Origin of the sequence: Frateuria sp., assembly GCF_013362045.1 — a bacterium.
In the GTDB taxonomy this organism is placed as follows: Bacteria; Pseudomonadota; Gammaproteobacteria; order Xanthomonadales; family Rhodanobacteraceae; genus Frateuria_A.
In genome coordinates, this window is record NZ_JABFWW010000297.1 from 1 (window position 1) to 12,051 (window position 12,051).

General features: G+C 69.6%; 10 protein-coding genes and 1 pseudogene. 4 read left to right on the plus strand and 7 right to left on the minus strand.

All coding sequences use genetic code 11. From position 1 onward, the window contains the following. A pseudogene (locus tag HOQ08_RS14170) lies at positions 1 to 485 on the minus strand (hypothetical protein); the annotation flags it as partial. A 72-nt stretch (positions 486 to 557) separates the two neighbouring features. After that, positions 558 to 1,568, minus strand: a complete 1,011-nt coding sequence (locus tag HOQ08_RS14175; RefSeq protein ID WP_291196227.1) for a hypothetical protein — start codon at positions 1,566 to 1,568, stop codon at positions 558 to 560. A 253-nt stretch (positions 1,569 to 1,821) separates the two neighbouring features. Between HOQ08_RS14175 and fusA the strand changes: the two genes are divergently transcribed. After that, positions 1,822 to 3,861: an elongation factor G gene (gene fusA / locus HOQ08_RS14180; RefSeq protein WP_291196232.1), complete on the plus strand. Its 2,040-nt coding sequence runs from the start codon at positions 1,822 to 1,824 to the stop codon at positions 3,859 to 3,861. Between the two features lie 151 nt (positions 3,862 to 4,012). Here the strand turns inward: fusA and HOQ08_RS14185 are convergent, their stop codons facing one another. Continuing rightward, positions 4,013 to 4,561 (minus strand): type 1 glutamine amidotransferase domain-containing protein, encoded by a 549-nt coding sequence (locus tag HOQ08_RS14185; RefSeq protein WP_291196235.1) that lies wholly within the window; start codon positions 4,559 to 4,561, stop codon positions 4,013 to 4,015. Between the two features lie 128 nt (positions 4,562 to 4,689). Then, a complete protein-coding gene (locus tag HOQ08_RS14190; protein ID WP_291196238.1) occupies positions 4,690 to 5,157 on the minus strand; it encodes an SET domain-containing protein-lysine N-methyltransferase in 468 nt (155 codons plus the stop codon). A gap of 153 nt (positions 5,158 to 5,310) precedes the next feature. Here HOQ08_RS14190 and HOQ08_RS14195 point away from each other — a divergent pair, with 153 nt between their 5' ends. Next, positions 5,311 to 5,790, plus strand: coding sequence for a hypothetical protein (locus tag HOQ08_RS14195; RefSeq protein WP_291196241.1), 480 nt, complete (start codon positions 5,311 to 5,313; stop codon positions 5,788 to 5,790). Positions 5,791 to 5,809: 19 nt separating this feature from the next. Beyond that, positions 5,810 to 7,585, plus strand: coding sequence for an acyl-CoA dehydrogenase C-terminal domain-containing protein (locus HOQ08_RS14200; RefSeq protein WP_291196244.1), 1,776 nt, complete (start codon positions 5,810 to 5,812; stop codon positions 7,583 to 7,585). Between the two features lie 76 nt (positions 7,586 to 7,661). On the opposite strand, the gene pgeF is transcribed toward HOQ08_RS14200, so the two are convergent. Next, positions 7,662 to 8,405 (minus strand): peptidoglycan editing factor PgeF, encoded by a 744-nt coding sequence (gene pgeF, locus HOQ08_RS14205; RefSeq protein WP_291196247.1) that lies wholly within the window; start codon positions 8,403 to 8,405, stop codon positions 7,662 to 7,664. A gap of 184 nt (positions 8,406 to 8,589) precedes the next feature. Continuing rightward, positions 8,590 to 9,558, minus strand: a complete 969-nt coding sequence (gene rluD / locus HOQ08_RS14210) for a 23S rRNA pseudouridine(1911/1915/1917) synthase RluD (protein ID WP_291196250.1) — start codon at positions 9,556 to 9,558, stop codon at positions 8,590 to 8,592. 69 nt (positions 9,559 to 9,627) lie between these two features. Between rluD and HOQ08_RS14215 the strand changes: the two genes are divergently transcribed. Next, positions 9,628 to 10,455, plus strand: coding sequence for an outer membrane protein assembly factor BamD (locus HOQ08_RS14215; RefSeq protein ID WP_291196253.1), 828 nt, complete (start codon positions 9,628 to 9,630; stop codon positions 10,453 to 10,455). Positions 10,456 to 10,560: 105 nt separating this feature from the next. Here the strand turns inward: HOQ08_RS14215 and HOQ08_RS14220 are convergent. Next, the coding region (locus HOQ08_RS14220) for an NAD+ synthase (protein WP_291196256.1) at positions 10,561 to 12,051 on the minus strand (1,491 nt) is incomplete at its 5' end.

A 12,051-nucleotide genomic window follows, 5' to 3' on the forward strand; every position in this document is an offset into this window, starting at 1 on the left:
GGTGGCGGCGCGGCGGCCGATGCGATGCGGATGGTCGCCGGCGGCGCAGTCACCGTGATCACCGGCATCTCGGGCCGGGCCGGCGCCGGCGTGGGCGGCGTTGCGGACGCGTTCGGCTGTACCGCGGCGGTGACGACGCTGCCGCGGTGGGTCGGACCCACCCGCTTCGGCGGCGTGCCGCGCACCGGCGGCGGAGGCGGAGGCTCGGGCTTTTCGATCAGGCGCACCTGCAGCGGCGCGGATTTCAGCACCGGCTCTTGCAGGTCGTAGGCGGGACCGAGCACGGCGCCGAACAGCACCAGCAGGTGCACCAGCAGTGTGCCGGCCAGGCCCGCGATGCGCAGCCCGCGCTCGTGGGGGCGTTCGGCGCGCCGGCGACGGTAGACGATGGCCAGCGCGGCAGCGTCGCGCGGCGAGCGCAGCATGACCACCGGACGCGCGTCGGCGGGCGAGTCGCTCGGCTTGTCCGCGGGTGGCAGGGGCATGCGGAAAGTGTAGCTTGCGGGCGGAGCGCGTCAGCGGTGTGGCATGGTGATGACCTACTCCAGCGCCATGCGCTAGGGCTTGCGGCAATGCGCCGGCGGCGGCTTGCCGGCCTGCGCTGCCTCGTCGCATTCGGCGTCGACGGCGCGGTCGGGCGTGTCGACCGGGCAGCCATGCGGCAGCGGCTTGCCGGCGCGGTAGAGGGCGATGCATTCGGACAGCTTGCGCTTGGGCGGTTCGAGTTCTCTGGCCAGCGGCGCCGGCGCCATGCTGAGGCGTTCGTCGCCGTCCTTCCTGGAGGGCGGCGCCGGCTGCATCGCGCAATCGGGCGTGGGGATGCCGAGCAGGGTCTTGCACTTGAGGTGCACGCCGTGGCCGAGGTCGACCGCCTTGTTCTCGCCGGTATGGGTTGCGCGCAGCGCGCCGCGCAAAGTCTGCCCGAGGATGGTCTCGTCCGGTGGCGGGAAGTCCTTGTCGAAGCGCGTGGCCCGGTACTTGACCGGATCGTCGTGGCGCATGACCTGCGCATCGCCCTGCGGCATGCGCTGCACATAGCCGGGCGTGGCTGGCGCACTGGCGGCGGTGGCGGGCAGCAGCGGCTGGCCGGTGCGGTCGAACAGGTGCGGCGCAGGCGCTACCGAGGCCGCCGAAGCGGGCAGGCTCGCCGTCATCGCGCCCTTGGCTGGAGGCTCGTGCGCGACCGGACGGATGACCCTTGGTGGTGGCGGTAGCGGCGGAGGCGGCGCGGGCGCGACCGTGGCGGCCTGCTCGATGAAGCGCACCTGCAGGGCATTGTCCAGCCGCGCATGCACCACCTCGCGCGCGGGCTGCGGCCGCATCTCCCACCAGACGACGACGGCGAACAGGCCATGCAGCGCCAGCATCACCGCGAACGCGAGCCGGGAACGCCATGGCTCGCGCGGCGGCGTGCGTTCTCGCCGCGCCCGCAATAGCGCGCGCGTGTCTTCGTCCAGCGGAGCCAGGCCGTGGCGCGACAGCTCCTGTGCCTTCCAGCGGTGAGGCTCGACCTGCGGCGGGGAAACGATGGGAAAGCTCCTTGCGAACGGGGAGAACGGGCGCTTCATCGTGCCCGCCTTCGCAAGACCGTCACGTGAGCGCTTCGTTCCCGCACGCGTTGCCGCTTGACCGCGCGGGCGGATCGCACAAGGCTACGCAGGCGGCACCCGCCGCACCCCGCCATGACCGCCCCGCCCGCGCCGCATCTCGGCGCCCCAGGACGACCATGACGGCCCGCCATCGTCAGCCGCCTAAGCGCGGCCTCGTGCGGCGCCGCTCATGCCGTGCGAGTCCCGCGCCTCGCCAGGGGAGGGACGTCTCGTGTCGTACAGCACGGAAAACATCCGCAACATCGCGCTCGCCGGCCATGCCGGTGCCGGCAAGACCACCTTGTTCGAGGCCTTGCTGCACGCCGGCGGCGTCATCCAGGCACCGGGGTCGGTCGAGCGCGGTACCACCCAGTCGGACACCGACGTGCAGGAAAAGGCGCGCGGCCATTCGATCGACAGCGCCATCGCCGGCATCGACCGCGGCGGCTGTCACATCAACCTGGTCGATACGGCAGGCTATGCGGATTTCCGCGGCGGCACGCTGTCCGCGTTCGCCGCGGTGGAAACGGTGGCGATCGTGGTCAACGCCACCAACGGCATCGAGCATGGCACGCGCCGCATGATGGAACGCGCACGCGCCCGCGGCCTGGCGCGCGTGCTGGTGGTCAACAAGATCGACTTCGAGGGTGCCCGACTGTCGACGCTGGTGGACATGCTGCGCGAGGAGTTCGGCTCCGAGTGCCTGCCCGTCAACCTGCCCGCGCAGGGCGGCAAGCAGGTGCTGGACTGCTTCTTCCACAGCGAGGGCGCGACCGACTTCTCCTCGCTGGCGGCGGCGCACCAGCAGATCGTCGACCAGGTGGTGGAGATCAACGAGGCGACCATGGGCGCCTACCTCGACAACGGCGAGGCCGCGCTCGGCCGCGAACAGCTGCACGACGCCTTCGAGCAGTGCCTGCGCGAAGGGCACCTGGTGCCGATCTGCTTCGTCAGCGCGCGCAACGGCGTGGGCGTGGCCCAGTTCCTGGAGCTGGCCGAGCGACTGCTGCCCAATCCGGCCGAAGGCAACCCGCCGCCGTTCGTCAACGGCGAGGGCGAGGCGGTCACGGTCAACGCCGACCCGGCGCAACACGTGGTCGCCGACGTGTTCAAGATCGTCAACGACCCGTTCGTGGGCAAGCTCGGCGTGTTCCGCGTGTGGCAGGGCACGATCCGGCGCGACACCCAGCTGTTCGTCGACGACGGCCGCAAGCCCTTCAAGGTCGGCCACCTGTTCCGCTTGAACGGCAGGACGCACGTGGAAATCGAGCAGGCGATTCCGGGCGACATCGCGGCAGTGGCCAAGGTGGAGGAGATCCACTTCGACGCCGTGCTGCACGACTCGCACGAAGAGGACACCATTCGCCTTGCGCCGATGGATTTTCCGCAACCGATGTTCGGCCTGGCGCTGACCCCGAAGCACAAGGGCCAGGAGCAGAAGCTCTCGCAGGCGCTGGCGCGGCTGGCCGAGGAGGACCCGTGCCTGCGCACCGAGCACCACAAGGAACTGAACGAGACGGTGGTGCGCGGGCTCTCCGAGCTGCACCTGAAGGTGATGCTGGAGCGCATGCGCGAACGCTATGGCGTGGAGGTGGAGACCCATCCGCCGCGCATCGCCTACCGCGAGACCATCGCTGCGCACGCCGACGGCCATCACCGGCACAAGAAGCAGACCGGCGGCGCCGGGCAGTTCGGCGAAGTGTTCCTGCGGGTGGACCCGCTCGACCGCGGCGCGGGTTTCCAGTTCGTCGACGAGGTCAAGGGCGGCGTGATCCCCAACCAGTACCTGCCGGCGATCGAAAAGGGCGTGCGCCAGGCGATGGAAACCGGCGCGGTCGCCGGCTACCCGATGCAGGACCTGCGCGTGACCGTGTACGACGGCAAGTACCACCCGGTCGACTCGAAGGAGGTGGCCTTCGTCAGCGCGGGCAGGAAGGCCTTCATGGACGCGGTGGGCAAGGCGCGGCCGATCGTGCTGGAACCGATCGTGGACGTGGAGGTGGCGATTCCGGAGAACAGCGTGGGCGACGTCACCGGCAGCCTCGCCGCCAAGCGTGCACGCATCATGGGCACCAACACGCAGCGCGGCGGCGAGCTGCTGATCCGCGCACAGGCACCCCTGGCGGAGCTGACCGACTACCCGACCGAACTCAAGGCGATGACCGGCGGCCAGGGCCGCTACAGCCTGGACCTTAGCCACTACGAGCCGGTGCCGCCGCCGGTGCAGAAGCAGCTGTCGGAGGCGTGGAAGCCGCATGTGGAGGAGGACTAGCTTTGTGGCTCCCTCATCTCCTCGGAGAGGACAGGGTGAGGGCTGGACTTGCGAGAAAGGCTGTCAGGGATTTGATGTAAAAGGGCAAAGGCAAAAGGCCTCTCGCTCTCCCCAACCCCCTCGCCCGGCTGCGCCGGGGGAGAGGGAGCTTTCAGGCGGCGAGGGCTTCGATCACCGCGTTCGCGAAGGCCGGAATGTCATCGGGCTTGCGGCTGGTGATCAGGTTGCCGTCGCGCACCACCTCGCGGTCTTCCCACTTGGCGCCGGCGTTTTCCAGGTCCTGGCGCAGCGACGGCCACGAGGTGACCTTGCGCCCGTCCACCTGGCCGGCGTTGATCAGCGTCCACGGCCCATGGCAGATCGCCGCGACGGTCTTGCCCGCCTTGGCGAAGGCCTGCACCAGTTCGACCGCGGCCGGCTGCGTGCGCAGCTTGTCGGGATTGATCACGCCGCCGGGCAGCACCAGCGCGTCGAAGTCGGCGGCATCTGCCTCGTCCAGCTTGACGTCCACGGGCACGCTGCCGGCCCAGTCGCCGCCCTTCCAGCCCTTGATGGCACTGGCGTCACCGGGCGCGACCACCTGCACCTGCGCACCGGCTTCCTCCAGCAGGCGCTTGGGCTCGGTAAGTTCTGCATACTCGAAGCCGTCGGTGGCGAGCACGGCAATGGCGCGCCCGCTGAGCTTCTTCGATGGAGTCATGGCGGTCCTCCTGCGATGAAGCAGGAAGGATGGCGCGCAGTGCGTCTTGCGCGCGTCTCGCGAATGTTATGGCTGCCGCGCCCTATCGCTTTCGCACGGAGGCGGCGCAACGGCGATCGCGGCAGCGGCTAGCGCTTGGGCTTGAGCAAGGTCCCAGTGCAGTTGGGCGCGCCGCACAGGCACTGCCACAGCTTCTTCAGCCGAGCGGTGTAGGGCACGTCCAGCACGATGCCGTAGTCGTAGGTGAGCTCCTCGCCCGGCCTGATGTCGCGGATCGCCTCGATCAGCACGCGGTCCCTGCGCGGATCGCCACCTGCGCTCTCCTCGACCACCGCGCGGCAGTTGGGCGCGCAGCTGTGGTTGATCCAGCGCGCGGTGTTGCCCTTGCGGTTGGCGTCGATGATGTAGTCGTCGTTGAGCGTGAACAGGAAGGTGTGGCCGGTCTCGCCGCCGTCGCCGTACATCGCGTCGGCCTCGGCATGGGTCATCAGCGTGCCCTTGTACTCGACGATTTCCTCGCCTTTTTTGATCGGCGCGGTGGCGAACACGCCATTGCCGTGGATGGGGGAGCGGCGGGCGACGTAGCGGCGTTGCATGCGCGGGGAAACCTTCGGACGAAAGACGCCGATGATGCCTGCTCGGCGCGCGCGGCGAAACCGCCGTAACCGCCGCGCCCGCTTGCCGCTGACGCGGATCGCCCGGCTGTGGTTAGAATCGGGAATTCGAACGATCGTTTGGAGAGCCCCGCGATGCGTTTCCTGCGCTGGATCGTCCCGCTGTCGCTTGCCCTGGCCCTGATCGCGTGCGGCCCGCCGCGCAAGAGCGTCTTTCCGCCGACGCTGAGCATCCAGCAACTGGTGCTGCAGCCCGACGGCGCCTGGCGCCTGACCGTGCGCATCCAGAACAACAGCTACGGCGGCATGGATTTCACCAGCCTCGATGCGCAGCTGACGATGGCCGACAGCGTGCCGTTGCGCGTGCACGGGAGCTTCGAGCGCGACATTCCCGCCTTCGCCGGCGACGTGGTGCAGATCGACGTGTTGCCGACCGCGGCCATGAGCAAGGCGCTGTCGGCAAGCGCCGCCAAGGGCAGCGCCGGCGCCCTCGCCTACGCCCTCGCCGGCAGCGTGCGCGCGACGCCCGAGCAGGAAAAGGCGCCGCGCGACTTCGACTTCTCCGGCAAGGACTGGCTCTCGCCCGTGCCCGGCATCGCCCATACCTGGCGTTGATTCACTTCGAGGAACACCGATGACGATCTACAAGGCCCCGCTCGACGACCTGCGCTTCGTACTGCACGACCTGCTCGACGCGGAAGCCACGCTCACCCCGCTCGCCGGCGGCGGCGGCCATACCCGCGACCTGCTCGATGCCGTGCTGGAAGAGGCCGCGCGCTTCAACGAGCAGGTGCTCGCCCCGCTCAACGCCTCCGGCGATGCCGAGGGCTGCCACTTCGACAAGGCCACCGCCACGGTGACCACGCCCAAGGGCTTCAGGGAGGCCTACCGCACCTACGTCGAGGGCGGCTGGGCCGGCCTGACGAGTCCTGAGGCGCTGGGCGGCCAGGCGCTGCCGGAGGTGATCGGCGTGGCGATGAAGGAGATGCTCGACTCGGCCAACCTCGCCTGGGGCAACTACCCGCTGCTCAGCCAGGGCGCCGCGCACGCGCTGCAGCTGCACGGCGACGACTGGCAGAAGGAGGTGTTCCTCAAGCCCATGATCGAGGGCCGCTGGTGCGGCAGCATGTGCCTGACCGAGCCGCAGGCCGGTTCCGACCTGGGGTTGCTCAAGACCCGCGCCGAACCCGCCGCCGACGGCAGCTACCGGGTCAGCGGCACCAAGATCTTCATCACCGCCGGCGAGCACGACCTCACCGACAACATCGTGCACCTGGTGCTGGCGCGCCTGCCCGACGCCCCGGCGGGCAGCCGCGGCATCTCGCTGTTCGTGGTGCCCAAGTTCAAGGTCGCGCGCGACGGCGCCATGCGCGAGCGCAACGCGGTCGCCGCCGGGGCGATCGAGCACAAGATGGGCATCCACGGCTCGCCCACCTGCGTGATGAACTTCGACGGCGCCGAGGGCTGGCTCATCGGCCAGCCGCACAAGGGCCTGTTCGGCATGTTCACCATGATGAACGCCGCACGCCTGGCGGTCGGCGTGCAGGGCATCGGCCTGGCCGAGCGCGGCCTGCAGAACAGCCTCAACTATGCGCGCGAGCGGCTGCAGGGCCGCGCGCTGAGCGGTCCGGCGCAGCCGGACAAGCCGGCCGACCCGCTGCTGGCGCACCCGGACGTGCGCCGCATGCTGCTGACCCAGCGCGCCATCGTCGAGGGCGGTCGCGCACTGATGCTCTACGCCGCGCTGCAGCTGGACATCGAGGAGCGCGCCAGCGACGAAGCGGCGCGGGCGAAGGCCGGCGAGCTGGTGGCGTTCCTGATCCCGATCGTCAAGGGCGTGCTGACCGAGCTGGCGCAGGAGAGCGTCAAGGAGGCCGTGCAGGTTTATGGCGGCCACGGCTACATCGCCGAGAACGGCGTGGAGCAGTTCGTGCGCGACGCCCGCATCATCACGCTGTACGAGGGCACCACGGGCATCCAGGCGATGGACCTGCTGGGCCGCAAGATCGTGCAGCTGAAGGGCGCCGGCTTCCGGCATTTCCTCGAGGAGATCGGCGGCTTCTGCCAGCGCCATGCGGGCGATGCCACGCTAGCCGAATTCGTCGCGCCGCTGGGCAAGGCGGCCAGGGAATGGCAGGCGCTGACGATGGCGCTGGCCGAGCGCGCGCAGGCCAACCCGGAGGAACTGGGCGCCGCCGCGGTGGATTACCTCTACTACTCAGGCTATGTCGCGCTGGCCTACATGTGGGCACGCAGCGTGGCCGCGGCCGACGCAGGCACGCAATCGGCGGCGCTCAAGCAGGCCAAGCGCGACACCGCACGCTTCTACTTCGCCCGCCTGCTGCCGCGCTGCGCGGTGCATCGCGCGGCGATCGAGGCCGGCGTGGCCAGCATCCCGGCGATCGCCTGAACACCGAACGCAGGGTGGGCTTCAACCCACCCTGGCGGGACGGAGCGGTCGGCTCAGGCCCGGCCTGGGCCCGCTTTCAGACGCGCCAGATCACGCTGGCGAAGCGACCGCTGTTCGCGCCGTCGCGGCGATAGGAATAGAACCGCTCGTCGGCGAGCGTGTCGAAGCCCCCTCCATGGATGCGCGTCATGCCTACCGCGGCGAGCCGCTGCCGCGCCAGGCCCGCCAGGTCGCATTGCCAATGGCCCGGGCGTGTCGCCGTGAAACAGGCGGCCGCCTCCGGGTTCCATCCGGCGAAGGACGCGCGCACCTCCTCGCCCACCTCGTAGGACGCGGCGCCGATGCATGGCCCCAGCCAGGCGAGCAGGCGCGCCGGCGGCGTGTCCATCGCGGCGATGGTCGCCTCCAGCACGCCCGCGGCCAGACCACGCCAGCCGGCATGCGCGGCGCCGATGCGCGCGCCGTCCTCGCTGCAGAACAGCACCGGCAGGCAATCGGCGGTGAGGATGGCCAGCACGGTGCCGGGCAGGTGCGCCACCGCCGCATCCGCCTGCGGCTCGTCGTCGCTGGCCAACGGCCCAAGCTGCGCCACCGTGGTGCCGTGCACCTGCCGCAGCCAGCGGGGCTCGGACGGGAGGTCGAGTGCATGGCGCAGCGCATCGCGGTTGCTCGCCACCGCCTCGGCGCCGTCGCCACTGCGCAGGCCGAGGTTGAAGCGCGCGTAGGGACCGGTCGAGACGCCGGGCCCGTGGCGGGTGGTCACTGCCGCGTGCACGCCACGCGGCGCGGGCCAGTCGGGAAGGATCCAGGGTTCGGTCATGGGGATGGCGTCACTGGGAGCGCCAAGCATAGCCTGAAGCTCTGCTCTCTCCCTCGGCGCAGCCGGGGGAGAGGCTATGCATCACTGCGACGGAGCTACACCACGCCCTCTCCTGCGGCTCCGCCGAGGGAGAGGGCCGGGGAGAGGGGGAGGCCTTTCGTTACCGCACGAAGGAACGAGGCGGCTAAAGCTCGCGCTGCTCCAGCGCATCGACCCGCAAGCTGGCGATCAGCGCCTCCATGTCCGCCGGACGCTTCGCCTCGAACGCCAGCGCCTCGCCCGTCACCGGATGCTCGAACGCCAGCCGCTCGGCATGCAGCGCCTGCCGCCGGAAGCCGCGCAGCGCCGCGACCAGCTCCGGCGTGGCGCCCTTGGGAAGCCTCAGCCCGCCGCCGTAGAGCGGGTCGCCGACCAGCGGATGGTGAATGTGCGCCAGGTGCACGCGGATCTGATGCGTGCGCCCGGTTTCCAGGTTGCACTGGATCAGGCTGTGTGCGCGAAAGCGCTCGCGCAGGCGGTAATGGGTGACGGCGTGCTTGCCGTCCTCCTCGTCGCGCACCGCCTGGCGCAGGCGGTCGCCCATGTGCCGGCCGATCGGCGCGTCGATCGTGCCGCCGGCCACCAGGGTGCCGACCACCACCGCCTCGTACTGCCGTTCGACCGCGTGGCGCGAAAGCATCTCCACCAGCGCGGTATGGGCGGCCAGCGACCTGGCTACCACCATCAGGCCGGAGGTGTCCTTGTCCAGCCGGTGCACGATGCCGGCACGCGGCAGCTCGGCCAGCCTCGCGTCGTGGTGCAGCAGCGCATTCAGCAGCGTGCCGGCTGGATTGCCGGCGCCGGGATGCACCACCAGGCCGGCCGGCTTGTCCAGCACCAGCAGGTGCTCGTCCTGGTGCACGATGGCCAGCGCGATGTCTTCCGGCGCGCTTTCCACCTCGTTCACCAGTTCGGCTTCCAGCCGCACCTGCTCGCCGCCGCGCAGCAACTGGCGCGGCGGCGCGGCAGCGCCATCGAGCGTCACCGCGCCGGCCTTGATCCAGCTGGCCAGGCGCGAGCGCGAATAGTCCGGGAACATCTCGGCCAGCGCCTGGTCGAAACGCCGACCTGCCGCCGCCAGGGGCACCTGCGCCTCGTGCCGGATGACGGTCATGCCGTCCTCCCCGGGGGGCGCGCGGTTTGGGCTATCATCCGTTCGATCACATACATAGAAACGTCCCACATGCGCGTCATTTTCAAATTGCCGGTCGTGCTCGTCCTGGGCCTGTCGCTGGGCGCCTGCTCGTTGTTCGGCCACAAGCGCGAGTCCATCGACACCATGCCGGTGGAGAAGCTCTACGCCAAGGCGCACGACGACCTGATGAACGGCGACTACGCCGCGTCCACCAAGGACTACCAGCGCCTGATCGCGCGCTTCCCGTCCGGCGACTACAACGAGCAGGCGCAGCTGGAGCTGGCCTATTCGCAGTACAAGGACAACCAGCCGGACGACGCGTCCTCGACGATCAACCGCTTCATCAAGACCTATCCGACCCAGAAGCACGTCGATTATGCCTATTACCTGCGCGGCCTGATCAATTTCGACCGCACCAGCGGCGTGATCGAGCGCTACATCTCGCGCGAGGGTTCGCAAGTGCGCCGCGACCAGGCCTACAACCTGCAGGCCTTCGACGACTTCTCTGAGCTGGCGCGCCGCTTCCCCGACAGCGCCTACACCGCCGATGCGCGCCAGCGCATGATCTACCTGCGCAACGTGCTGGCGCAGTACGAGATCAACGTGGCCGAGTTCTACCTGCGCAACAAGTCCTACGTGGCTTCGGCCGACCGTGCGCAGTACGTGATCGAACACTACCAGCAGGCGCCGCAGACCGGCGATGCGCTGGCCATCCTCACCCGCAGCTACCTGGCACTCGGCCAGAAGCCGCAGGCGGAGAACGTGCGCAAGGTGCTTGCGCTCAACTATCCGAACCACCCGTACCTGACCGATCCGAAGTGGCCGCATGCGCCCTCGACCCTGCGCAAGATGGTTCCGTTCTCCGGCCATCATTGAAAACCCAGCAAACGAAAAGGCCGGCGAGCGATCGCCGGCCTTTTTTGTGGGCGGCCGCGTTCCCTTGCCGGCGCCACGCCTGCGCTCAGCGCGCCCTGCGGGTGCTCACTTCCAGCCCGAGGTGATCGGGTAGCGGCGCTCGCGGCCGAAGGCGCGGGTGGTCACGCGCGGCCCGGGAGCTGCCTGGCGGCGCTTGAACTCGTTGCGCAGCACCAGGCTGGCGACACGATGCACGGTATCGGCCGGGAAGCCCTGCGCGACGATCTCCGCTTGCGATTGCTCGCCTTCGATGAATCGCTGCAGGATGCCGTCAAGCTCATCGTAGGACGGCAGCGAGTCCTGGTCGGTCTGGTTATCGCGCAATTCGGCCGAGGGGGGACGATCGATCACGGCCGGAGGGATGATCCAGGGGTGCGGAGACAAAGCCTCGCCCTCCGTGTTCCCCATCTGGTTGCGCCAGCGCGCCAGCCGGTACACCACCGTCTTGTAGACGTCCTTGAGCGGTGCGTAGGCACCGCACATGTCGCCGTACAGCGTGGCGTAGCCCACCGCCATCTCGCTCTTGTTGCCGGTGGAGAGCAGCAGCCGGCCATGCTTGTTGGACAGCGCCATCAGCATCACGCCGCGGGTGCGCGACTGCAGGTTCTCCTCCGCAAGGTCGCTGCCCTTGCCGGCGAAGGCCGGCGCCAGCGCGGCAAGGAAGCTGCGGTAGGTGGGCTCGATGTCGATGACGTGGTAGGTCACCCCCAGGCGCACGGCCTGCTCGCTCGCGCCGTCGAGCGACAACCGCGAGGTGTATCGCGTGGGCATCATCACCGCGGTGACCCGATCGGCGCCCAGGGCATCGACCGCCAGCGCCAGCGTCAGCGCCGAATCGATGCCGCCGGACAGGCCCAACAGCACGCCGGGGAAACCATTCTTGTCGATGTAGTCGCGGATGCCGCGCGTCAACGCCGCGTACAGCACGGCTTCCGGACGCGCGTCGGTCGCCACCGGCCATTGCTCGGCAGCCAGCGTGCGGCTGGACGGATCGAAGGTAGCCCACAGCAGGGCGTCGACGAACGCGGGGGCGCGCGCGGCGATCGTGCCGTCGCCGTTCACCAGCAGCGTGGCGCCGTCGTAGACCACCTCATCCTGGCCGCCGACCAGGTTGAGGTAGGCGATCGCGCAGCCGGTTTCGCGCGCGCGCGCGATCAGCTGCTGTTCGCGCGCGGCCTGCTTGGCGTCGTCCCAGGGCGAAGCATTGATGACCACGATGAGTTCCGCACCGCCCGCCGCCGCCTTCGCCGCCGGCTCCGGTTCCCAGATGTCCTCGCAGATCAGGTAGCCGATCCGCACGCCGTTGATCGTGCCGGTGGCACTGGCATGGCCCGGGCGGAAGTAGCGCTTGTCGTCGAACACGCCGTAGTTGGGGAGCGCCTGCTTGTGCGCGATGCATTCGATGCGCCCCTCGCGCAGCAGCGCGGCGGCGTTGTAGACCTCGCCCTCGCTGTGTGGAAACCCGACCAATGCGGCGATGCCGTCGGTGCCTTGCGCCAGCGAGGCGATCGCCTCGTTGCAGGCCTGCAGGAAACTCGGACGGATCAGCAGGTCCTC